The sequence below is a fragment of the Actinokineospora diospyrosa genome (assembly GCF_024171925.1).
In the GTDB taxonomy this organism is placed as follows: domain Bacteria; phylum Actinomycetota; class Actinomycetes; order Mycobacteriales; family Pseudonocardiaceae; genus Actinokineospora; species Actinokineospora diospyrosa.
The window spans coordinates 416,917-439,842 of sequence record NZ_JAMTCO010000005.1; the positions used below are offsets into that span (position 1 = coordinate 416,917).

General features: G+C 71.0%; 23 protein-coding genes. 7 read left to right on the forward strand and 16 right to left on the reverse strand.

The window, feature by feature from the left end:
- The first annotated feature begins 7 nt into the window (after positions 1-7).
- Positions 8-2,125, forward strand: coding sequence for a glycosyl hydrolase family 18 protein (locus tag LV75_RS11415; protein WP_253886785.1), 2,118 nt, complete (start codon positions 8-10; stop codon positions 2,123-2,125).
- Positions 2,126-2,203: 78 nt separating this feature from the next.
- On the opposite strand, the gene LV75_RS35460 is transcribed toward LV75_RS11415, so the two are convergent.
- The 8 genes from LV75_RS35460 to LV75_RS11455 form a co-directional block, all read right to left on the reverse strand.
- Positions 2,204-3,175: a CobW family GTP-binding protein gene (locus LV75_RS35460; RefSeq protein ID WP_253886786.1), complete on the reverse strand. Its 972-nt coding sequence runs from the start codon at positions 3,173-3,175 to the stop codon at positions 2,204-2,206.
- 174 nt (positions 3,176-3,349) lie between these two features.
- The gene (locus tag LV75_RS11425; RefSeq protein WP_253886787.1) at positions 3,350-3,829 is read right to left on the reverse strand and encodes an NUDIX domain-containing protein; all 480 of its coding nucleotides are present in this window, start codon (positions 3,827-3,829) and stop codon (positions 3,350-3,352) included.
- Positions 3,826-4,215 (reverse strand): OsmC family protein, encoded by a 390-nt coding sequence (locus tag LV75_RS11430; protein WP_253886788.1) that lies wholly within the window; start codon positions 4,213-4,215, stop codon positions 3,826-3,828. The genes LV75_RS11425 and LV75_RS11430 overlap by 4 nt, the downstream gene beginning before the upstream one ends.
- A 461-nt stretch (positions 4,216-4,676) precedes the next feature.
- Complete coding sequence (locus LV75_RS11435; RefSeq protein ID WP_253886789.1) at positions 4,677-5,372, reverse strand: copper homeostasis protein CutC; 696 nt, start codon at positions 5,370-5,372, stop codon at positions 4,677-4,679.
- Positions 5,373-5,722: 350 nt separating this feature from the next.
- A complete protein-coding gene (locus tag LV75_RS11440; RefSeq protein ID WP_253886790.1) occupies positions 5,723-6,094 on the reverse strand; it encodes a VOC family protein in 372 nt (123 codons plus the stop codon).
- 1 nt (position 6,095) lies between these two features.
- Positions 6,096-7,166, reverse strand: coding sequence for a WD40/YVTN/BNR-like repeat-containing protein (locus tag LV75_RS11445; RefSeq protein ID WP_253886791.1), 1,071 nt, complete (start codon positions 7,164-7,166; stop codon positions 6,096-6,098).
- A 57-nt stretch (positions 7,167-7,223) separates the two neighbouring features.
- Positions 7,224-7,877 carry a response regulator gene (locus LV75_RS11450; protein WP_253886792.1) on the reverse strand — a complete coding sequence of 218 codons (654 nt, stop codon included), beginning with the start codon at positions 7,875-7,877 and terminating at the stop codon, positions 7,224-7,226.
- Complete coding sequence (locus LV75_RS11455) at positions 7,878-9,083, reverse strand: sensor histidine kinase (protein WP_253886793.1); 1,206 nt, start codon at positions 9,081-9,083, stop codon at positions 7,878-7,880. It abuts the gene before it with no gap.
- A 99-nt stretch (positions 9,084-9,182) separates the two neighbouring features.
- Between LV75_RS11455 and LV75_RS11460 the strand changes: the two genes are divergently transcribed.
- Positions 9,183-9,944 carry an SGNH/GDSL hydrolase family protein gene (locus LV75_RS11460; protein ID WP_253886794.1) on the forward strand — a complete coding sequence of 254 codons (762 nt, stop codon included), beginning with the start codon at positions 9,183-9,185 and terminating at the stop codon, positions 9,942-9,944.
- A 668-nt stretch (positions 9,945-10,612) separates the two neighbouring features.
- On the opposite strand, the gene LV75_RS11465 is transcribed toward LV75_RS11460, so the two are convergent.
- From LV75_RS11465 to LV75_RS11475, 3 genes are read right to left on the reverse strand one after another with little or no spacing between them, the layout of a single operon-like run.
- Positions 10,613-11,644, reverse strand: coding sequence for an FAD-dependent oxidoreductase (locus LV75_RS11465; RefSeq protein ID WP_253886795.1), 1,032 nt, complete (start codon positions 11,642-11,644; stop codon positions 10,613-10,615).
- 50 nt (positions 11,645-11,694) lie between these two features.
- Positions 11,695-12,108 carry a GNAT family N-acetyltransferase gene (locus LV75_RS11470; RefSeq protein WP_253886796.1) on the reverse strand — a complete coding sequence of 138 codons (414 nt, stop codon included), beginning with the start codon at positions 12,106-12,108 and terminating at the stop codon, positions 11,695-11,697.
- Positions 12,105-12,875, reverse strand: coding sequence for a DUF6597 domain-containing transcriptional factor (locus LV75_RS11475; protein WP_253886797.1), 771 nt, complete (start codon positions 12,873-12,875; stop codon positions 12,105-12,107). Before LV75_RS11475 ends, LV75_RS11470 begins: the two co-directional genes overlap by 4 nt.
- Positions 12,876-12,946: 71 nt before the next feature.
- Between LV75_RS11475 and LV75_RS11480 the strand changes: the two genes are divergently transcribed.
- From LV75_RS11480 to LV75_RS11495, 4 genes are read left to right on the forward strand one after another with little or no spacing between them, the layout of a single operon-like run.
- Positions 12,947-13,522, forward strand: coding sequence for a TIGR03086 family metal-binding protein (locus LV75_RS11480; RefSeq protein ID WP_253886798.1), 576 nt, complete (start codon positions 12,947-12,949; stop codon positions 13,520-13,522).
- 10 nt (positions 13,523-13,532) lie between these two features.
- Positions 13,533-14,579 carry an NAD(P)/FAD-dependent oxidoreductase gene (locus tag LV75_RS11485; protein WP_253886799.1) on the forward strand — a complete coding sequence of 349 codons (1,047 nt, stop codon included), beginning with the start codon at positions 13,533-13,535 and terminating at the stop codon, positions 14,577-14,579.
- A 46-nt stretch (positions 14,580-14,625) separates the two neighbouring features.
- Complete coding sequence (locus LV75_RS11490; protein WP_253886800.1) at positions 14,626-16,056, forward strand: FAD-binding oxidoreductase; 1,431 nt, start codon at positions 14,626-14,628, stop codon at positions 16,054-16,056.
- Complete coding sequence (locus tag LV75_RS11495; protein WP_253886801.1) at positions 16,053-17,600, forward strand: acetolactate synthase large subunit; 1,548 nt, start codon at positions 16,053-16,055, stop codon at positions 17,598-17,600. The genes LV75_RS11490 and LV75_RS11495 overlap by 4 nt, the downstream gene beginning before the upstream one ends.
- A 921-nt stretch (positions 17,601-18,521) precedes the next feature.
- Here the strand turns inward: LV75_RS11495 and LV75_RS11500 are convergent.
- The 5 genes from LV75_RS11500 to LV75_RS11520 all read right to left on the reverse strand — a co-directional run bounded on the left by LV75_RS11500 (position 18,522) and on the right by LV75_RS11520 (position 22,234).
- Complete coding sequence (locus LV75_RS11500; protein WP_253886802.1) at positions 18,522-19,253, reverse strand: hypothetical protein; 732 nt, start codon at positions 19,251-19,253, stop codon at positions 18,522-18,524.
- Between the two features lie 285 nt (positions 19,254-19,538).
- Entirely contained in the window at positions 19,539-19,739 is a 201-nt protein-coding gene (locus tag LV75_RS11505; RefSeq protein WP_253886803.1) for a hypothetical protein, read from the reverse strand.
- A 106-nt stretch (positions 19,740-19,845) separates the two neighbouring features.
- Positions 19,846-20,064 (reverse strand): hypothetical protein, encoded by a 219-nt coding sequence (locus LV75_RS11510; protein WP_253886904.1) that lies wholly within the window; start codon positions 20,062-20,064, stop codon positions 19,846-19,848.
- 17 nt (positions 20,065-20,081) lie between these two features.
- Positions 20,082-21,203, reverse strand: coding sequence for a fatty acid desaturase family protein (locus tag LV75_RS11515; protein WP_253886804.1), 1,122 nt, complete (start codon positions 21,201-21,203; stop codon positions 20,082-20,084).
- Positions 21,204-21,214: 11 nt separating this feature from the next.
- Positions 21,215-22,234: a ferredoxin reductase gene (locus LV75_RS11520; RefSeq protein ID WP_253886805.1), complete on the reverse strand. Its 1,020-nt coding sequence runs from the start codon at positions 22,232-22,234 to the stop codon at positions 21,215-21,217.
- Positions 22,235-22,269: 35 nt separating this feature from the next.
- On the opposite strand from LV75_RS11520, the gene LV75_RS11525 reads away from it, so the two are divergent.
- Positions 22,270-22,905: a TetR family transcriptional regulator gene (locus LV75_RS11525; RefSeq protein ID WP_253886806.1), complete on the forward strand. Its 636-nt coding sequence runs from the start codon at positions 22,270-22,272 to the stop codon at positions 22,903-22,905.
- Positions 22,906-22,926 lie beyond the last annotated feature (21 nt).

Here is a 22,926-nt window from a genome sequence, read left to right on the forward strand (position 1 = left end):
GCAAACCATGCGGCTGTCCAGACCACTCACCGCCCTGCTCGCCACCGCGGCCGCGGCGGCGTCCGTCGTCGGGATCTCCCTGGCGACCAACTCGGCGCAGGCGGCGCCGTCGCCGACCGCCGTCGCGGCGAAACCGTTGCCGCCCAGGGTCTTCGCGCCCTACTTCGAGGCGTGGACCGGCGAGAACCCCGCCACCCTCTCGGCGGCCTCCGGCGCCAAGTACCTGACCATGGCCTTCCTGCAGACCGCCAGCCCCGGCTCGTGCACCGCGCTGTGGAACGGCGACACCAGCATGCCGATCGGGCAGGCCACCTTCGGCGCCCAGATCAAGCAGATCCAGGCCGCGGGCGGTGACGTCATCCCGTCCTTCGGCGGCTACACCGCCGACACCACCGGCACCGAGCTCGCCGACAGCTGCACCGACGTCAACAAGATCGCTGCGGAGTACCAGCGGCTGATCACCACCTACGACATCAGCCGCATCGACCTCGACATCGAGATCGACGCGCTGGACAACACCGCGGGTGTCGACCGGCGCAACAAGGCCGTCAAGCTCACCAAGGACTGGGCCAAGGCCAACGGCAGGCAGATCCAGTTCTCCTACACCCTGCCCACCACCACGACCGGGCTGGCGCAGAACGGCGTCGCACTGCTGCGCAACGCGGTGCAGAACAACGCCGAGGTCGACGTCGTCAACATCATGACGTTCGACTACTACGACAACGCGGGCACGCACAACATGGCCGAGGACACCAAGACCGCGGCCCAGGGCCTGGTCAACACCCTCGCCCAGCTGTACCCGGCCAAGACCCAGGCGCAGTTGTGGGGCATGGTCGGCGTCACCGAGATGATCGGTGTCGACGACTTCGGCCCCGCCGAGACCTTCACCACGGCCAACGCGGTGACCGTCTACAACTGGGCGCTGCAGAAGGGCATCAACACCCTGTCGTTCTGGGCGTTGCAGCGCGACAACGGCAACTGCCCCGGTGGCGCCGCTCGTGACGACTGCTCCGGCATCGCGCAGGACCTGTACTACTTCAGCAAGACCTTCGCGCCGTTCACCGGTGGCACCCAGAACCCGTCTGACGACTTCTCGCTGTCGGTGAACCCTTCCGCAGTCAGCCTGGACCCGGGTAAGACCGCGACCTCCACCGTCAGCACCGCTGTCACCACCGGTGCCGCGCAGACCGTCACGCTGTCCGCCGGTTCGGCGCAGGGTGGCGTCTCCGCCGCGGTCAACCCCGGCAGCGTCACCTCGGGTGGCTCGGCCACGGTTACCTTTACTGCCAACGCGAACGCGACCCCGGGCACCTACCAGTTCACGGTTACCGGTAGCGCCGCTTCCGGCAGCCACAGCGCCACCGTCGCGGTCACCGTCAACGGGACCCAGCCCGCCAACGACTTCAGCCTCGCGGTCAACCCGTCCACGGTCACCGTCGACCGCGGCAAGACCGCGACTGCCACGTTGAACACCACGGCGATCGGCACCGCGCAGACCATCACGCTGAGCGCCACCAAGCCGCAGAGCGGTGTCAGCGTCACCCTCAACCCGACCTCGGTGACCGCGGGCAACAACGCCACGATCACCGTCACCGCGCTCGCAGGTGCCACCCCCGGCAACTACGAGTTCTGGATCGGTGGCTCGGCCGCGTCCGGCAAGCACAGCACCAGCTTCACGGTGACGGTCAACACCGGCACCCCGCCGACCGGCCCGATCGTCAACGGTGACTTCGAGACCGGCTCGCTGGCGCCGTGGACCGCGCTCTCGGGCACCTCGGTCGTCGGCTCCGGCGCCCACGGCGGCACCTACGCGCTCTCGGTCGCCGCGACCAACTCCAGCACCGGTGAGGCGTCGCAGGCGCTGACCCTGCAGCCCAACACCGCCTACACCCTGCGCGCCTGGGTCAAGGGCACCTACGCCTTCATCGGTGTCCGCGGTGGTGCCACCGGCAGCACCTGGGCCTCCCCGGCCGACTGGCAGGAGGTGTCGCTGCCGTTCACCACGGGCGCCAGCGGTGCCGTGACCGTGTACGTCCACGGCTGGTACGGGCTCGGCACCGTGTTCGCCGATGACGTCACCGTCAGCCCCGGCAGTGTCGCGCGCGCCATCACCAAGCGGCGCTAGTCGACGGTTTTAGTACGACAGCTCCAATACGACAAGGCTGATCGCGGCGGGCACCTCCGGGTGTCCGCCGCGGTCGCGTCAGCGGCTCTGGTAGCGGGTGATCGAGAGCAGGTCCAGCGGGTCGACGGTGTCGTCCGCGGTGACCACCGCGTCGTCGAGCTGGGCGGTGATGGCCCGGGCGTCCAACCCGGCGCCGATCATGACCAACTCGGTGCGCCGCGCGGCATCGGGGGCCGGGGTCACCCAGACCGAGGAGCCCACCGTCTGCACGCCAAGCGGTTCGTCGGCGCCCTCGAACCAGGCGAAGCCCTTCATCCGGTACAGCCCGGCGGGGCGCTCGGTGAGGAACCGGGCGAAGCGGCGCGGGTGCAGCGGGGTCTCGTGCCCGAACTCGACGCTGGCGTAACCTGCGTGCAGGTGCTGCTCGTGCTCGACGAGGTCTTCGAACGACAGTTGCCGCTCCACCGGGTCAGGCCGGTCGACCGGGTCGAACAAGAGCGCCGGGTCGACCCTGCCGTACTCAGTTGGCACTACCGGCGTTCCTTCGGCCAGTTCGCGCACTAGGTCGAGGACGCCGGGTTCCGCGCGGTCGGCTTTGTTGAGCAGGATCAGGTCCGCTTGCCGCAGGTGCAGGTCCAGCCTCGGGTGGGTCTGCCGGGTCTCGGTGAACTCGGCGGCGTCAACGACCTCGACGAGCCCGCCGTAGCGGATGTGCGGGTTCGCGCTGGCCAGGACCATCTTGACCATCGCGGGCGGTTCGGCGAGGCCGCTCGCCTCGATCACGATGACGTCGACCGGCCCGTCCGGCCGCGCGAGCCGCTGCAGCATCTCGTCCAGGTCCTCCGGGTCGACCGCGCAGCACAGGCAGCCGTTGCCCAGCGACACCAGGGAGTCGACCTGCGCCGCGACGGTCAGCGCGTCGATGTTGACCTTGCCGAAGTCGTTGACGATCACGCCGACGCGCAGGTCGGACGTGTGCAGGAGGTGGTTGAGCAGGGTGGTCTTGCCCGCGCCGAGGAAGCCGGCGACCACGAGAACCGGGATGTCCACCGGGCGAGGGTAACCCCCGCCGAGCGGTGCCCGGCGGGGGCCATCTCCCCCAGTGCGGTCGTCCCCCTCGACCTATAGGCAACGGTAGCCAGGCGCTCACTGTGGGTCGTCCGGCTTCGGGAGGACATGCGGGTCCGACCTAAGAGGGACCTCGCGGACTTAGTCCACTGTGGTCTAAACTCGGCTGAAGTAGGCCTTTACCACCTTGGTGTGTAAGGGGAACGCCAGGGTGGCGGGGGAGTGGATTAGCTCCCAGCCGGTTGTCTCGTTGGTCGGTGCAGACGGCGGTAGGGCTGCCTTGGTTGTGGCTGGCGCTAAGCCGAAGACGAGCAGGGTCCCGTCCGGTGCGCTTAGCGCGTCGAATAAGGTGATCCTGTCTGCGTCGACGCTGACCCCGGCTTCTTCCTTCGCCTCTCGGGCTGCAGCTGCTTGCCACGACTCACCGTGGTCGACGAAACCGCCCGGCAGCGCCAACTCCTTCGGCTCGATGTCGCGGCGTACGACTAAGAGGCCGTCGTCCACCGGCAGCAGTAGGACGGCTACCGGGACGGGGTTGAGGTATGAAGTTTGTTCACAGCTGGCGCACCGGCGGGGCCAGGCGAGACCATCGGGGTAGCGGGTGCCGCAGAACGAGCAGTGCGAGTTCCTGGTCATGCCACATCCATCTCGATAGCCGTCGACCGCTTGAGGGTCCGGGTCACCGTGCAGAGCGCGTCGACGGCGCGGTTGACCACGGTGACCAGCTCCGCGCGGGTCGCCTCGTCCAGCTCACCCAGGTCGACCCCGATCCGCACGCCGTCGAGCTCGTGCGCCCCGGCTGGCCGGACGTCGGTGGCGCTGACCCTGGGCGCCGCCCCCGTCCGCCGCGCGACCAACTCCTCGGCCGTGATCCCGACGCAGGTCGCCGCGGCCGCGAGCAGCAGCTCGACCGGGCTGAACACCCCGTCCTGCCCGGCCCGGCCGACCTCGACCGAGGCACCCCGGTCGTTGGTCGCGGTGAACACGTGCACCCCGGTGCGCTCGGTGCGGATCGTTGTCACAGGTCCCCTCCCACGCCACGGCCCAAGATCATCCAATGGGCCCCCGGATTCCACAGTATGGGGAGGTGAGCTGGGGGAACAAGGCGGGTCGGGGGAGTGTGGACGGTCGGCGGGGTTGTGGACAACCGGGCGGGGGCGGGTCGCTGAGGGCAGGCGGCTGGGGTGGACAGGCTGGGCGGACCGCTGGGGCCGGGCCGAGCTGGCCGGGGCGTGGGGCGCGGGGTTGGGCCGCTGAGTTGAGCAGGCCGGGCTGGGCAGGCTGGGGCGTGGGGTGGGGCGGGCTGGGTTGGGTAAGAGGTGCCGAGCGGGCGGGTGAGGGCAGGTGAGCTGGGTCGAGCGGGTGGGGGGCGGTGAGGTCAGGCGAGTGGGTCGGGCAGTGGCTGGGCTGGGTGGGTGGGGTGAGTGGGCTGAGCCGGGTGGGTGGGGTGAGTGAGTTGGGCGGGTGGTGGGTTCGGCGGGGGTCAGGCGTCGAGGAGGGTGCGGAGGGCTTCGACGCGGGTGACCTCGACGGGGCTGTCCCAGCTGTCGCGGACCAGGCCGCCCGCGTGGATGGCGTTGACGCCGATGGAGCGCAGGCCGGGGACGTGGGCGTGCTTGAGGCCACCGCCCGCGAGTAGGCGCACCCCCGCGGCCTGCCAGTCGTCGCGGGCGGCGAGGCGGGGGAGGCCGTGCTCGAGGCCCTTGGCCGAGCCCGCGGTCAGCACCGTGTCGAGGCCGGGGAGGCCGCGCAGGGCGGCCCAGGCCTGCTGGGCGTCGGCGGCGTGGTCGACGGCGCGGTGGAAGGTCCACGGGCTGCCGCCGATGGCCTCGACGACGGCGCGGGTGGCCGCCAGGTCGACCTGCCCGTCCTGGGTGAGGAAGCCGAGCACGAACTCCTGCGCGCCCGCCTGGCGCAGCTGGCCGACCGTGTCCAGCAGCCGGTCGAGCTCGGCCTCGTCGGCGGTGAAGCCGTCGGTGCCGCGCACCATGACCCGCAGCGGGAGGTCGACCGCCGCCCGCATCTCGGCGACCAGCGCCGGGTCGGGGGTCAGCCCGTCCCGGTCCATCTGGGCGACGACCTCGATCCGGTCGGCGCCGCCCTGTTGGGCGGCGACCGCGTCGGGGACGGTCAAGGCGATGATCTCCAGCAAACCGCGCTGTGGCGAGGAAACGGTCACGGCGACCATCATCCGGTCTCGCCGTCGATTTGTAATGCCCCGGGTTCCACATTCGCTGGATTCGCCCAGGTTGACCCGCGCCAGCGGCCGGGTAAAGTGGTCCAGACCACATACTTGGTGGTCTTCTCTTGTGTACTGGCCACAACTTCACCCGCCGAGCGGTCGCTGTGGACGACCGCTGACCGGGTTCGGCCAATGGTGGTGAATAGTGGTCCAGACCACATAGGTGTTAGCGATCGTGAACCGATTGGCGTCCGTTTTCCGAACGATCAACCCGGTTTACCCGGTTAACCGGGCCCGGACGCGCCGATGCCCCCGATGGTCTGGACCATCGGGGGCATCGGGGTGGGTCAGGCGCGTTCGGCCGCGCTGCGCAGCACGCAGAACTCGTTGCCCTCCGGGTCGGCCAGCACCGCCCACCCGGTGCCGTCGGGCTGGCGCCGGTCGTCGACCAGACTGGCCCCGGCCGCCAGCAGCCGGTCCACCTCCTGCTCGCGCGCCTCGTCCGGGCGCAGGCACAGGTGGACCCGGTTCTTCACCGCCTTCGTCTCGGGGACCCGGTTGAAGAACAGCGTCGGGCCGCCCGGGACGGAGATCCAGGCCTCCTCCTCGCCGTCGACGCACTCGGGGTCGACCGGGTGCCCCACGACCTGGGACCACCACTGGGCCAGGGCGTAGTTGTCGTTAGCGTCGAAAGCGATGTTCACGATGGTCGAAGGCATGTCAGAACACTAAGCGCAGGGTCGCGACCCGGCCCTTCTCGCCGGCCGCCCAGCACGCGCCGTCGGACGCGCAGTCCACGGTGTCGAAACTGCCGCTGTCGAAGGCGCGCCAGTCGCGGCCCTCGTTGAGCGTGATGTCGCTGCCGGTAGGCCCAACAGCGATCGCGACCGACGGGAGGAACGGGTGCCAGGTCACGCCTGAGCGGTAGCCCTTGGGCGCGGAAGACGGCTTGCGCCAGGTGCGGCCACCGTCGCGGGTAGTGCCAAGAGCGTCGACAGCACCATCGGGCTTGGCGTAGTCGCCGCCAACGGCGATGCCATGCGAACGGTCGCGGAAGGCAGTCGCGAAGACCCCGGCGCTAGCGTTGCTCGCCAGCACGGTGTCGCTAACAGTCCAGGTTCGACCCCGGTCGGACGAGTGCAAGACCCGTGCCTTCGCACCGCCGCCGGTCGCGATCCACGCGTCCCGAGAGCCCGACGTGGTCACGCACTGCCCGCTCGCGGCGAAGGCGAACTCGCCGTCCAACGCGGGCGGGACGCCGTCGCTAGGCACTACCGACCAGGTGCGCCCGCCGTCGTCGGTCGACAGAAGCCGGAACTTGCCGTCGACCGGGTCGCTTAGCGCAAGACCGCGCCGGTGATCGAAGAACGCAAGGCAGTCATAGAACGCGTTGGCCTCGCCGTTGCGGAACGTCTCGGTCCAGTTCGCGCCGCCATCGGTCGTGCGGAAGATCCGCGACTGGTCGCCGGGGCCGATGCTCAGCGCCACAGCGGTGCGCGCGTCGAACGCCTCGATGTCGCGCAGTTCCAGGGCCGCGGTGCCCGGCGGGGACGTGCGCGACCAGGTGCGGCCGCCGTCGGTGGTGCGCAGCACGGTGCCGCCGCTGCCGCTGGCCCACGCGACCTTCGCGCTGACCGCCGAGAGCCCGCGCAGCCGCGCGTCCGATCCAGTGGGGGACAACCGCCAGGTCAGGGTGGGACCGTGGCCGGTCGTTGGGGTCGCCGTGGCCGGTGTGGCCAGGACACCCGCCGCGAGCACGACGAGCGCGCCGAGGATGAGGGGTCGCTTCATGTCGCGGAAACTAGACCAGCGGTGCGCGCCGCAGACAGGTCCAAACGTCGTACCCGGTTACCTGGTGACCAGCCCGGCGTCGTAGGCGAGCAGCCCGGCCTGGGTGCGGTTGGCGCACTCCAGCTTCACCAGCATCCGCGACACGTAGCTCTTGACCGTCGCCTCGCTCAACGACAACCGGTCGGCGATCTGCGCGTTCGACAGCCCCGCGCCCAGCCCGGCCAGCACCTCGGCCTCCCGCTCGGTCAGCTCCCGCACCAGCCGCACCGCCCGCTCCCTGGCCGCCTGCTCACCGACCCCCGCGGCCACCAGCCGACGGGTCGCCGCGGGCGAGAGCACGGTGTGCCCGTCCGCCGCGACCCGCACCAGGCTGATCAGGTCCTCCGGTGGGGTCGTCTTCACCAGGAACCCGGCCGCGCCAGCGCGCAGCGCCCGGATCACGTACTGGTCGGCGTCGAAGGTCGTCAGCGCCACGACCGCGGGCGGCCCCGGCAGCCGGGCGATCCGCTCGATCGCGGTCAACCCGTCCACGCCCGGCATCCGCAGGTCCATCAGCACCACGTGCGGCCGGTGGCGCACCACCGCCTCCACCGCCGCCGCCCCGTCCTGCGCGGTGTCGACGACGTCGATGTCGGACGCCGTGCCCAGGATCGTGCGCAGGTGGGCGCACACCATCGGCTCGTCGTCCACGAGGACCACCCGGATGACCATCTACCCGCTCTCCGGGGCGGGCACGTACGCGGGCAGCACGGCGTCGACCTCGAAACCCCCGCCCGGCACCGGCCCCGCGGTGAGCGTCCCGCCGACGAGCTCGACCCGCTGGCGCAGGCCCGCGAGACCGGCACCGGACCCGGACTCCGACAGTCCACTGTCGACCGACCGGGTCGCGGTGGCGTTGCGGATGGTCAACCGGACCCGGTCGCCGCCGTAGCGGACCCGCACCCTGGTCGGCGCGCCCGGCGCGTGCTTGCGGATGTTGGTCAGCGACTCCTGCACCACCCGGTACGCGGTGCGCCCCACCGCCGCCGAGGTCAGCGCCGGGTTGCCGTCGAGCCGCAGGTCCACCGGAACCCCGACCGACTCCGACTCCGCGACCAGCGTCGACAGGTCCGGCACCGCGCCCGGTTCGTCGCGCTCTTCCCGGGGCTGGTGGTCGTTGCTCTCGTTGCGCAGCACCCCGACCAGCTCGCGCAGTTCGTTGAGCGCCTCGCACCCGGCGACCCGCAGCCCCTCCGCCGCGGTCCGGGTGTGCTCGTCGGGACCGGTCACCGCCAGCGCCCCGGCGTGCAGCACCATCAGACTGACCCGGTGCGTGACCACGTCGTGCATCTCCTCGGCCAGCCGCACCCGCTCGTCGGCGCGCGCTTGCTCGGCCAGTAGGTGCTGCTCGCGTTCCGCGCGCTCGGCCCGGTCGGTCAGCGCCTGCACCAGGGTGCGGTGCGCGCGCACGTACAACCCGATCAGCGCGGGTAGCACCACCAGCAGCACCGTGCCCAGCACCAGTTCGGTCGAGGTGTCCCACGGCCGCGAGACCAGACCGATCAGCGCGAGCACCAGGACCGGGCCGAGCAGGACACCGGCGTAGACCATCGCGCTGTAGACGTACACCGGCGCCGACAGCATCATCCACGGGTCGGTGTCCTTGAAGCCGGGGCGCCAGGTGCCCTGGGCGAACTGCTGCATCAGCAGGTAGCCCGCGCACACCGCCAGGGTCACCGCCATCAGCAGTTCCGGGTACCACTTGCGCACCACGAGCAGCCCGGCCATGGCGAAGGTGATCGCGCCGTCGAGCAGGCCGAACGCGCTGGCCCGGGTGTCGTCGAAGAACATGCCGCCCACCTGCAGCAGCACCACCACCGCGATGGGCAGCAGGTAGAAGAACGCCTCACGCCTCGACTGCCACAGTGGCTCCCGCACACCGAGCACGCTACCCAGCGCGGTCCGCCGCCGAGCCCGATCGCCACCTTTCGGGTAGTCGCGCCCGCAACGAAAGTTGCTGGTTAGCATGGCCGCACCATGAACGCCTACACCAGCATGGTCGCCGTGGGCGACTCCTTCACCGAGGGCATGTCCGACTTCCGCCCCGACGGCACCTGCCGCGGCTGGGCCGACCTCGTCGCCGAGCGGCTCGCCGCCGACACCCCCGGCTTCGCCTACGCCAACCTCGCCATCCGCGGCAAACTCATCCGCCAGATCGTCGACGAACAGGTCGACACCGCCGCCGCGATGCGCCCCGACCTGGTCACCTTCGCGGGCGGCATGAACGACGTCATGCGCCCCGCCTGCGACATGGACGCGCTGACCGCCCGGGTCCGCTACGCGATCCGCACCCTCGCGGGCACCGCCCGGACCGTGGTCCTGTTCCGCGTGATCGACCCGACCAGGCGCATGCGCGGCGCCACCCGCCTGCTGCCCAGGATCACCCGCCTGCTCGCCCTGGTCGACGAACTGGCCGTCGAGCACGACGCCGTGGTGGTCGACCTGTTCTCCTCCCGCGTGTTCGACTCACCCGGCCTGTGGGCGCCGGACCGGATCCACCTCAACACCGAGGGCCACCGCCGGGTCGCGGAAGCCACCCTCCGCGCCCTGGGCGTCCCGCCCGCCTTCGACTGGGACACGCCTCTTCCCGCCGACACGATCCGCCGCCGCGACCGAGCTGCTGCGGACCTGCGTTGGGCTCGGGCACACGCTGGGCCGTGGATCGCGCGACGGTTGACCGGCCAGTCTTCGGGCGACGGCCGGGTGCCGAAGCGACCAGAGTTGGACCCGTTCGGCTGAACCGCGCCTGCCGGGTCTCCCCGACCTGGGCCTCGAGTTATCCACAACCCCCCTGCTTGTCCACCGGTTGCCGCGACCCCTTCCCGCGCAGGTCAGAGGCGGTAGAATGGCATCGGGGCCGCCCCCCGGGACAGGGTGGGGGCTGCGCCCCCGTCGCGCGTGCGTGAAGGGCGGGGCGGTGGGGGAGTCGGGGGTGGGGGCACGGTGGGCTCTTAGCGGGGGAGTGCTGGGAATGAGCACCGAGACGTTTGTGCTGCCGGTGCTGACGTACACGGTGCCCGAGGCCGCCCGCGACGCGCTGCGCGTTCAGCGGGGCTGGGGGGAGTGCGGGCTTGAGCTGGGGCGGCGCTGGGAGTTGAACGTTCAGTGGGGCTTTTGGGTGGCGTGGTCTTGGGATGGAGTGGGGGCTGGCGGGTCTAGGGCGCGCTGCTGAGTGACGGCAGTCCGCGGCCCGGGGTGCTTAGTGCCAGGGGACAGGCGTTGAGCGGGTGCTGCTGAGCGAGGGTGCGGGCGGTGTCTTAGAGCGTTCGGCCAGGCATTGAGGTGGGGATGCCTCTGTCTGCACGGTGTTGGGGATGTGAAGGCAGACCGGGTCGCGTGTGGACACAGCGAAAGAGTGTGCGCCGCAAAGCGAGGAGTGTCGAGGACGGAGTCCGGGCGAGAAGCGGCTATGCGGCGACGGGGGCTAGGTGGCGGCGTAGGGCGGTGACGGCGGCTCGGCCTGCTCGGTTGGCGCCGATCGTGCTGGCGGAGGGGCCGTAGCCGACCAGGTGGATTCTGGGGTCGGCGGTGACCTGGGTGCCGGTCATCTGGATGCCGCCGCCGGGGGTGCGGAGGTGGAGGGGGGTCAGGTGGTCCAGGGCGTGCCGGAAGCCGGTGGCCCAGAGGATCGTGTCGGCTTCGACCTCGTGGCCGTCGGGCCAGGTGGCGCCGGTGGGGGTGAGGTGGTCGAACATCGGGTGGCGGTCGAGCAGGCCCCTGGCGCGGGCGGACTTGATCTCGTCGGTGAGCATCAGGCCGGTGACGCTGACGACGCTCTCGGGGACACGGCCCGCTTCGACGGCGGCGGCGACCTTGGCGACCACCTCGCGGCCGTACTCGGGGGTGAACGGCTCGTCGCGCCACACCGGTGGTCGGCGGGTGACCCAGGTCGTGCCTGCCGCGACCTCGGCGATCTCCAGCAGCGACTGCACGCCGGAAGCACCCCCGCCGACGACGATGACCCGCTGGCCCGCGAACTCCTCCGGACCGCGGTAGTCGGCCGTGTGCAGCTGCCGACCGTCGAACCGGCCCGGGTAGTGCGGCCAGAACGGCTTGTCCCAGGTCCCGGTCGCGTTGATCAACGCGCGCGTGGTCCAGGTACCCGAGTCGGTCTCGACGACGAAGCCGGTGCCGTCCGCCCGGACCGCGCGCACCGCCACCGGCCGCACCACCGGCAGGTCGAACTCGCGCTCGTAGGCCCCGAAGTACTCCGCCACCACCTCCGACGCCGGGCGGCTCGCGTCGGCGTGCGGCAGCGCCATGCCGGGCAGGTCGTGGATGCCGTGCACCTTCCCCAGCCGCAGGCTCGGCCACCGGTGCCGCCACGCCCCACCCGGCCCCGGGTTCGCGTCGAGCACCACGAACTCCAAGCCCGACCGCCGCAAGAAGTACGCGGCCGACAGCCCCGCCTGCCCGGCCCCGATCACCACCACGTCCATAGCCGGTTCAACGCTTAAGCGCCCCGGCTCCTTCCGTCGCCCGGGTCACACTAGAAGCCGCCCGGGCGCTCCATGTACATCGAGTTCGGCACTGTGAAACCGAAGGACTCGTAGAGCGTGTGCGCGTCGCGGGTGTGCAGCATCCAGCGGAACCCCGCGCCCGGCCCCTCCTCGATCATGGCGCGCACCAGCGCCTTGCCCAGGCCCTGGCCGCGGGCGGACTCCAGCACGAACACGTCGGCGAGGTAGGCCGTGCCCACCCCGTCGGACAGCGCGCGGGCGAAGCCGACCTGGGCGCCGGTGCCGCGGTGGTAGACCCCGACCACCCGCCACGCCGCGGCGAGTTGGGCCTCGAAGTCCGCGCGGGTGCGCTTGCGACCCCAGTACGCGTCGGTGGACAGGTAGGCCCAGACCGCGTCCACGTCGATCCGATCAGGAGTGTCGTCGAACTCGTACTCACTCATGACCGCAACCTATAGCGACCGGGCGACATCCCGATCGCGGCCGTGAACTCCCGGGTGAAGTGCGCCTGGTCGCTGTAGCCGAGCTCGGTGGCCAGCGCCGCCCAGTCGACCGGGCCGCCCGCGTCCGCGCGCGCCGCGGCCTCGTGCATGCGGTGCCGCCGGATCACCCACTTCGGCCCGACCCCCACGTAGTCGTTGAACAGCCGCTGCAGGGCGCGCACCGACAGCCCGGACACCGCGGCCAACTGGTCCACCCTGGTCAGCGCCAAGTCGCCGAGGACGAGCCCGACCAGCTCCCGCACCCGCTCGACCACCGGGTCCGGCTCGGGCAGCCGGGGCAGCAGCACCGACTCCGCCTCGGCGACCATCGCCGCGTCGTCGGCCGCGTCCACCACCGGCTTCTCGGTGCCCGCGTCGCCCCACCAGTCCGACACCGACAGCGTCCGGTCGGTGATGTCGGCGACCCGCCCGCCCAGCCACGGCCGGAACCCGCCCGGGTGGAACCGCACCCCCAGCACCTGCCCGCGGCCCACCAGCCGCCGGGTGAAGCGGCCGCGCATCACCCCGTGCACCAGCGCGCCCTCGTCGGCGAACACCAGGTGCACGTTGGGGTGCGGCACGACCTGCTGGGTGAACGGCTCGGTCAGGTCCCAGGAGACGATCCAGTGGTACTCCACGAACGGCGCCAGGTCGGCCGAGGGCGCGTGGGTGCGCAGCCGGAACTTGGTCCGACCGGTCTCTTCGTCCAAGACGCCCCGCGTACCCACCACGTCACGGTAACCCTGCCGCGTCGCGTTTGTTCAAGAGCTCGCACCCGGACCGTGGCAGGGTGCCGCGCATGAGCGAGAGCCTGATGGCGCGGGCCACCGCGAGCGTGGTCGCCGTCGCCGAAACCGTGACCCCCGAGCAGTTCGACCGGCCGACCCCCTGTCCCGAGTGGACGGTGCGGGACCTGGTCAACCACCTCACCCTGTGGAGCGGCATCGTCGCCGAGCGCGTCGCCCGCAGGCTGCCCGCGCCGGACGACGGGTCCGAGGACCAGGGGGCCGACCGCGCCGACCAGTGGCCCGGCCGGTTCGTCGACGGCGCGAAGCGGGCCGCCCTGGCGTGGGACCAGCCGGGCGCGCTGGAGGGCGAGACCTCGATGCTCGGCGGCCCGCAACCGGCCAAGTACTTCCACGACATGCTGCTGGGCGAGTTGGTCCTGCACGGTTGGGACCTCGCCGCCGCGACCGGGCAGCCCTTCGACGTCGACCCCGAACTCGCCGCCTACGCGCGCGACGGGGCCGCGGGCATCGCCGAGCAGGCCCGCGAGTACCAGGTGTTCGGCCCGGAGGTCGCTGTCCCCGCCGACGCCCCCTTGTTGGACCAGGCGCTCGCGGTCAGCGGCCGCGACCCCGGCTGGCGGCCGTAACCTGGCGCCCATGACGAGGGAGACGGCCGTGGCTTGGGACGTAGTGGTGGTCGGGGGCGGTATCGCGGGGATCTCGGTCGCGGCGGAGCTCGCTGAGCACCGGTCGGTGCTGCTGGTCGAGGCCGAACCGGAACTGGCCAGGCACTCGACCGGCCGCTCGGCCGCGCTCTACGCCCCCAGCTACGGCGGCCCCGTCGTGCGCGCGCTGACCGCCGCGAGCCGACCGCTGTTCCCCGACGGGGTGCTCACCGCGCGCCCCATGCTGTGGGTCGGCGACGTGTCCGGGATCCTCGCCACCGGCGCGGCCGACGAGGTCACCGCCGACGAGGCGCTGCGGATCTGCCCGGTCCTGCGCCGGGTCGAGCGCGCCGCGCTGGACTCCGGGACGACCGACATCGACGTCATGGGCGTGCACCAGCACTACGTCCAGCGGCTGCGGGCCGCGGGCGGCGAGATCCGCCGGGGCGCGCCGGTCACCGCGCTGCGCCGCGACGGGTCCGGCTGGGTGGTCACCCTCGGCACCGAGGAGGTCCACGCGGGCGTCGTCGTCAACGCCGCCGGGGCCTGGACCGACCGCGTCGCGGCCCTGGCAGGCGTGCCCACCCTCGGCCTGCGCCCGCTGCGCCGCACCATCGCGATCGCGACCGGCACCGCGCCGGTCGACCCGGGGTGGCCGCTGGTCGCCGACGTCGAGGACACCTTCTACTTCCGGCCCGAGGGCCCCGGTGTCCTCGTCTCCCCGGCCGACGAGACCCCCGTCGAACCCGGCGACGCCAAGCCGGACGACCTCGACATCGCGCTCGCCCTGGACCGGGTCAACGAGGCCACCACCCTCGGGCTGCGCTCGGTGCGCACCGCCTGGGCCGGGCTGCGCACCTTCGCCGCCGACCGCGAACCCGTGGTCGGCGAACTGCCCGGTCACCCCGGTTTCACCTTCTTCGCGGGCCAGGGCGGGTACGGCATCCAGATGGCCCCGGCGCTGGCCGTCGTCGCCGCCAAGATCGTTCTGGGCGAGCCGACGGAGTTCACCGACCTCGTGTCCCCTGCCCGGCTGTAGCCCGATTCGCACTATCGTGGGCTCCCTCAGCGGCGGAGGGAGTGCCATGGCGGACATCGGGGCCAGACTCGCGGGGATCGTCGAGGACGTGCTGACCGGGGCCGGGGCCGCCGAGGAGTACGGGCACGACGAGGCGTTGAGCACGACCCTGGTCCGCCCGGCGCACGTCGTGCGGCCGCGCACCGCCGAGGAGGTCGCGGCCGTGCTGCGGCTGGCCTCCGCCGAAGGCGTGCCGGTGACCGCGCGCGGTTCCGGCAGCGGCCTGTCCGGCGCCGCGATCCCCAGCCCGGACGGCATCGTGGTGTCGTTCGAGCGGATGAACGCGATCCTGGAGGTCGACACCGACAACCACGTCGCCGTCGTCCAGCCCGGTGTCACCTTGCGCGAACTCGACGACCGCACTGCCGAAGCCGGGCTGGTCTACCCGGTCTACCCGGGGGAGTTGAGCGCAAGTCTCGGCGGCAACGTCGCCACCAACGCGGGCGGCATGCGCGCGGTGAAGTACGGCGTCACCCGCCACCACGTGCTCGGCCTGCAGGCAGTGCTACCGACCGGCGAGATCCTGCGCACGGGCGGTAGGTACGTCAAAGCCAGCACCGGGTACGACCTCACCCAACTCATCGTCGGCTCCGAAGGCACGCTCGCCTTGGTCACCGAGGCGACCCTCAAGCTGCAGCCCCGCATTAAGCACACGGCGACCGTCCTAGCGCCGTTCCGCGACCTCGCCCAAGTGACCGCCGCCGTACCGAAGGTCGTCGCGTCCGGGCTGGCGCCGCTGATCCTCGAGTACATAGACGGCCTGACCATGGGCGCTATCACTTACACCGCCGACCTGCAGTTGGGCATACCGGACGAGGTCCGCGACAGTGCGCAGGCATACCTGGTGGTGATGCTGGAGAACCGCGATCAGGACCGACTCGACGCCGACGTGGAAACCGCCGGGCAACTGCTGTCCGACCTAGGTGCCATCGACGTCTACGTGCTACCCGGCGGCTCGGCGCGCAAGCTGATCGAGGCGCGCGAGCGGGCCTTCCACACCGCGAAGGCCGCGGGCGCCGACGACGTGATCGACACCGTGGTGCCGCGCGCGGCGCTGCCCGGGTTCATGGCCCAGGTCACCGGGATCGCCCAGGCGAACGAGACGTTCATCGTCGGCTGCGGGCACGCGGGCGACGGCAACGTCCACCTAGCACTGTTCCAGAAGGATGCCGACAAGCGCGCCACGGTGCTCAAGGCGTTGTTCGCCGCCGCCATGGCACTCGGTGGCGCGATCTCCGGTGAGCACGGCCTCGGCCGGACCAAGCAGCGGTACTTCCTCGACCTGGAGGACCCGGCCAAGATCGCCCTGATGCGCCGGATCAAGCAGGCGTTCGACCCCGCCGGGGTCCTCAACCCCGGTGTCCTGCTCGACGCCGCCCAACAAGACGCTGGTCGACAAGACTTCGCCCAACAAGATCAAGATGGAGCGCAGGCATGAACGGCGCGCAGGCACTCATCCGCACCCTCGCCGACTCCGGGGTCGAGGTGTGCTTCGCCAACCCCGGCACCTCGGAGATGCACTTCGTCGCCGCCCTGGACACCGTGCCCGAGGTGCGCGGCGTGCTGGCGCTGTTCGAGGGCGTGGTCACCGGCGCGGCCGACGGGTACGCCCGGATGGCCGACCGCCCGGCGGCGACGCTGCTGCACCTGGGGCCCGGCATGGTCAACGGCTTGGCCAACCTGCACAACGCCCGCCGCGCGCACACCCCCGTGGTCAACGTGATCGGCGACCACGCGACGCACCACAAGACCGTGGACGCGCCGCTGGAGTCCGACATCGACGCGCTCACCGGCTGGACCGGCGGCTGGACCCGCACCAGCACCGCCGCCGCGAGCGTGGGTGCCGACGCGGCAGAGGCCGTCGCGGCCGCGGCCGGGGGACGGATCGCCAACCTGGTGCTGCCCGCCGATGTCTCTTGGGGCGAGGGCGGGGTCGCGGCGCAGCCGATTCCGGTTCAGCCACGATCCACTGTGGAGGATTCGGTACTCGCCGAGATCGCCGAAGTGCTCCGCTCCGGAGAGTCCACTGTGGTGCTCCTGGGCGGCGGCGCCACCCGGGAACGCGGACTGCGCGCGGCCAGCCGGATCGCGGCGGCGACCGGGGTGAAGCTGTTCGCCGAGACGTTCCCGGCGCGGATCGAGCGCGGCGCCGGACTGCCCGCCGTCGACCGGCTCGGATACCTGGCCGAGCAGGTGCAGTGGCAACTCACCGACGTCCGCCACCTCGTCCTCGCCGGCGCCAAGGCACCCGTGTCGTTCTTCGCCTACCCCGGCAAGGCGAGCGAACTGACCCCCGACGGTTGTGCCGCGCACACCCTCGCCGAGGTCGGCTCCGACGTCGTCGACGCACTGGAGCGACTGGCCGACCTGGTCGCCAAGGGCGTGGAACCGTTGCTGCAGGCCGAGTCCCGGCCCGCACTGCCGTCCGGCCCGCTGACCCCGCAGAACTGGACCGAGGTGATCGGCGCACTGCTGCCCGAAGGCGCCATCATCTCCGACGAGGCCAACACCTCCGGCCTGATGATCCCGATGACCACCGCAGGCGCCCCCCGCCACGACGTGCTAACCCTCACCGGCGGCGCGATCGGCCAAGGCCTACCGGTCGCGGTCGGCGCCGCGGTCGCCTGCCCCGACCGCCCAGTCATCTGCCTACAAGCCGACGGCAGCGCGATGTACACGATCTCCGCCCTGTGGACAATGGCCCGCGAAAACCTCAACGTCACCACGGTGATCCTGAACAACCGCGCTTACGCAATCCTTCGTATGGAGCTCACCCGCGTGGGTGCGGAGGCTGCCGGGCCTAAGGCGAAGGCGTTGCTGGATCTTGCGCAGCCTGACCTGGACTTCGTTCAGATAGCGCGGGGAATGGGGGTTTCGGCGACTCGGGCTACTACGGCGGAGGAGCTGGCGGAGCAGTTTGCTGCGGCGTTGGAGCGGCCGGGACCCCATCTGATCGATGCGATTGTGCCGTCGTTGATCTGAGGTGTGGTCGGCTCGCCTGCGGCGGGGTGTTGAGCTGTTGTTTACGGCGGGTGGTTGTCCACAAGGTCTGCCGCTGTCCACAGGGTGTGGTCGCTGGGCTCTTTTTGTCGGTGTGCTCTCGTAGGCTGTATATCGGGGGCTCTTGTGGCGGATGATCTTGTTGGGGTGCGCGCAGGGGGTAGTTGTTTGTCCACAACGGTTCTGGTTGTCCACAGGCTGCTGCTTGGTGCTGCCGTTGCGTCGGTGTTGCTCGGTAGGCTGTGTATTTGGGGGCTTTCGATCAGGTTGATCTTGGCGTAGGCCGGGGTTGGGGATGCGGGGCAAGGGATTCGGGCCTCCGCCTTCGGCTCCGGTGGACGGCCTCGTCGCCTGGCGGCGACCTCGGCCACCGGATCGGACGCCTCGTTGCCTGGCGGCAACATCGGGCCCGATCCGCGATTTCCGAGCTCTGCTCGATGGGGTGGACCTGTTTTGTGCGGGGCCCCTACGACACCCGTGGCAGGACCGCACAGCAGGGGCCGAAAAGACTGGCCCTGTCCGCTACCGACGCTACGGGTGCCGTCCCCCCACACAAAACAGGTCCACCCCATCGAGCCGGCCTGGCACCAGCGAGTCCGACTGTCCAGGTGCTGGGTAGGTGGGCTGGGGCGGACCTGACGGGGGGCGAGTTGGCACCGCAGGGTCCGAGTGTCCATGTGCTGGGTTGGCAGGGCAGCCAAGAGCGGGCTGGGCTGACACCGGACCTTCCGGTGTCCACGGCTGATCAGGTGGGTTGGGGCGGACCTGACGGCAGCCCGGATGGGGGAGTGGCACCTGCGGGTTCCGAATGTCCAAAGGGTGTCGGGCTGGAGGTGGGTGGGGACGGCACAAGGGCCACCAACCGGGGGTGGTTGGTGGCCCTTGTGGTGAGGCTCGGGGTGGTTACCGGGTCTCGGTGTTCGTGGTCTCCGACTCGTTGGTGTCGGAGTTGGTGAGGTTGTCGGTCACCGTGTTCAGCGTGTCGGTCACGGTGCTGGTGACGTCGGTCGCGGTGTCGGTCGCGGTCGAGACCGGCGCGGTCGCGGTGGTGTCCGAGTCGGTGCCGGTGCTGTGGGTGTGGCGGCCGCCGAGGTCGATGTTCAGGTCGGCGAGCAGGTCGATGTTCAGCAGGTCGCCATCGCCGAGGTCGAGCAGGTCGCCGTGGCCGAGCAGGTCGTCGAGCAGGTCGCTGTCGAGGACGTCGTCGAGGTCGAGGCCGTCGAGCAGGTCACCGTCGAGCAGGTCGAGGTCGAGGTCGAGCAGGTCGCCGTCGAGCAGGTCGTCGAGCAGGTCGCCGATCCCGTCGAGGTCGATGTCGAGGTCGAGCAGGCCGTCGTCGAGCAGGTCCTCCGACAGCAGCCACAGCGCCTGGGTGGGCGTGATGTCCAGGTCCGTCGCCCACTCCTGGGCCAGCGCGACCAGCGCCTGCAGCTCGGCGACCGAGTCCGCGTCGGAGAGGTCGTCGATCAGGTCGTCGTCGAGCAGCGTGATGTCGATGTCACCGTCGTTGAGGACGTTGAGGACGACGATCGCGGGCACGTCCGTCGTCTCGGCGGAAGCCGTCGGCGCCGCGAACCCGAGGGCGAGTGCCGTGGCGGTTGCCATGAAACCGAGACGGAGTGCGGCTTTGCGCATGGGGAAGAGCTCCTAGTGACTGGCCGAATTGGACAGTCATGAGCGTTCCAGAGCGATCACCCGCTGGCGAGTCCACAGTCGGGTGGCCACGTTCGAGGCGCGATATTCCGCTCAGATGGCCCTTGCCCTGTGATTGGTACACCTTTGAGGGAAGAAAATGATCGCGGTGCGGGTAACTCGATGATCGCCGCGCCCACGACCGGACGACACCCTTTCGTGGGTGTCGTGATCACAAAAAACGCCGGGCCGGAGTCGAGGACTCCGGCCCGGCGGTTCCCGGCTCGCTCAGACGATGGCGCCGCCCGGCCCGAGCAGCGGGCTGGCGACGTTGACCTGGTCGATGTGGATCACGTGGATGTCCGGGATGATCGAGTCGGCCGGGGCGCGGTCGTCGGTGGTCTCGGCCGTCGCGGTCGCGGTGGCCAGGCCGAGGCCGACCGCCACGAAGCCGAGCACGGCTCCCACGCGGAGAACTGTTGTGCGCATGCGGTTTTCTGCTCCTAGTCGGCAGGGGATTTCCAGCGGCTAGCAGCCTGGCAGAACACCCGGCGCTCGGCGAGTCCACAGTAGAGTGACTCGGCGGCCCGATCGGTTACGGCTCGTCGACGACCACCGGCTCGTCGTCGCGGTCGGCCCGCGCGCGCCGCGCCGCCTCGCCCATCTCGATCACGTCGGTCGCCCAGTCGCCGACCTCGCGGGCGATGTCGCGCACCGCGCCGGTGATGATCAGCGCGATCCGGCCGACGTGCGCCGCCGCCGACTCGGTCGCCTCCTGGATGGTGTCCTTGGCGCTCTCGAACTCGCTGACCACGATCGCCCCCGTCCCGCTCACGCCGCGCGCGGCCCGCGGCCGCTCCCGACGGTACCCCTGGTGGGCCCGGAAGTCCCGCCCCACCACCGGTCCGGCAGCGCGTACCTGACGAGCTTGCCGACCACCGAGCCGAGTTGGCGCGCCAGTCCGCCGGTGTTGTACGGCAGCCCGTAGCGCGCGCAGATGTCCCTGACCTGCGGCGCGATCATCGGGTAGCGGCGCGCGGGCAGGTCGGGGAACAGGTGGTGCTCGATCTGGTGCGACAGGTTCCCGGTCAGCACGTGGAACAGCGCGCTGCCGGTGATGTTCGCCGAGCCGAGCAGTTGCCGGTGGTACCACCGGCCCCGGCTCTCGCCCGCGGTCTCCTCCTCGGTGAAACTCGCGACGCCGCTGGGGAAGTGGCCGCAGAAGATGATGGCGAACGCCCACACGTTGCGCGCCAGGTTCGCCGTCGCGTTGCCCGCCAGCGTGCTGACGAACAGCGGCCCCGACAGCGCCGGGAACAACACGTAGTCCTTCACCGCCTGCCGCAGGCCCTTGCGCCACATCAGCCGCCGAACACCCGCGGTCTCCGCCCAGCGCTTCTCACCGGACACCAGCCGCTCGACCTCCAGGTCGTGCAGCATCACGCCCCACTGGAAGAACACCATCAGCAGGAACGCGTAGACCGGGTTGCCCAGGTAGTACGGGTGCCAGCGCTGTTCCGGGTCGATCCGCAGGATGCCGTAACCGATGTCGCGGTCCTTGCCCAGCACGTTGGTGAAGGTGTGGTGCACGTAGTTGTGCGAGTGCTTCCAGTTCGCCGCGGGCGCGACCGTGTCCCACTCGAAGGTGCGCGAGTTCAGCGCCGGGTCGCGCATCCAGTCGTACTGGCCGTGCATGACGTTGTGGCCGATCTCCATGTTGTCGAGGATCTTCGACGCCGACAGCGCTGCCACCCCGGCCAGCCACGCGGGCGGGAAGAAGCCGAGGAACAGCAGGCCCCGGCCCGCGACCTCCAGCGCGCGCTGGGTGCGGACCACGGTCAGCAGGTAGTCGCGGTCCGCTTGGCCGAGGTCGTCGACCACGCGCTGGCGCAGCGCGTCGAGCTCGGCGCCGAGCCGGTCCAGCTCCTCCGGTGTCAATCGCTTGCCGCTCAAGGGTTCCTCCCTCACAGGTCGATCGACACGGTGCCGACCGGGACCGAGACGCAGAGCTGCACCTCGGTGTCGTCCTCGTCGTTGAGCTCACCGCTGCGCAGATCGCGGACCGTCCCCGCCGTCTTGCGCCGGGTGCAGGACAGGCAGATGCCCATGCGGCAGCCGTGTTCGGGCCGCAGCCCGGCCGACTCGGCCTGCTCCAGCAGGGAACGACCGGTGTTGTCGCAGGTTCTGCCGCTGCGGGAGAAGGTGATCCGCCCGACCGCGCCCGGGTCGGCAGGCGTGCTGGGCCGGAAGTCCTCCGTGCGCAGCCGATCGGCGATCCCGAGCTGGTCGAACACCGCCGTCACGCCGGCCATGAGCCCGGGCGGCCCGCATAAGTAGGTCGTCGCCTCGGCGAACCAGGGTGCCGCGGCGCGGAGGTGCGCCTCGGTGAAATGTCCTGATCCGGCAGCGGTGTGGGCCAGCACCAAGCGGTGGCCGGTCGCCCGCAGTGTGTCGAGGCAGGGGACGTGCGCCTCGTCGGTGGCGTAGTGCAGGAAGACGACCTCGCCGGTGTGGCCCTCGTCGGTGAGGGTGCGCAGCATCGACATGACCGGGGTGATGCCGCTGCCGCCGCTGATCAGCAGCAGCTTGTCCGGCCGCGTGGCGGGCAGGGTGAAGTCGCCTTCGGCGGGTGATAGGTCGAGGACCAGCCCGGGACGCGCGTTTTCGCGCAACCACGAGGAGACCAGACCGGACGCCTTGACGGTCAACTCGAACCCGCGCGCGTGCTGGGAACTGGCGGGGGAGTAGCACCTGGTCCGCCGCACGCCGTCGACGGTGACCGACACCCGGACGTGCTGGCCCGCGGTGAAACCCCGCCACGCCCGGCTCGGCCGGATCCGCAGGGTGATCGTGTCCGGGGTCGTTCGGTGCACACCCGTGACGATTCCCCGCTGCTCCCGGATGGCGAGCATCGGGTGGATGAGCTCGAGGTAGCGGTCGATCCCGTGCGGTGTCGCGAGCATGTCGACCCTTTCGGTGAACACGTGTACACCGAAATGACACCGCCCGGGGTGCCGTCGTGTCAAGTACGCTGCTGGCCGTGACCGAGCCGGAGAGCAGGCAGGACCGCAAGCGCCGGACCCGGCAGGCGCTGCTCGACGCCGCCCTGGACCTGCTGGCCGACCGCGCCATGACCGGTCTCAGCCTGCGCGAGGTGACCCGGGCCGCCGGGGTCGTGCCGACCGCGTTCTACCGGCACTTCGCCTCGATGGACGACCTCGGTGTGGCCCTGGTCGAGCAGTGCATGCGCACGTTGCGGGCCGTCTTACGCCGAGCCCGCCGCTCCGGTGCGGCGATGATCACCGACTCCGTCGCCGTGCTGGCCGAGCAGGTCCGCGCCGCCCCCGCGCACTTCCGCTTCCTGGTCCGCGAGCGCCCGGGTGGCATCCCCGCCGTGCGCGCCGCGATCGCCACCGAGCTGCGGTTGTTGGCCGCCGAACTGGCGACCGATCTCGGCCGCCTGCCCGTGATGGCCGAGTGGGAGACCGACGACCTCCGCATGGCGGCCGACCTGATGGTCAGCGCCATGCTCGCCACCGTGATGGCCTTGGTCGAGGCGGAGGAGTTCGACGAGCCCGAGGTGGTCGACGTGGCGGCTCGGCAACTCCGGTTGATCGCGCTGGGGATCGAGCGGTGGCGGCCGGAAACGCCGTGAGCCCCGGGCGGTTTCAAGATC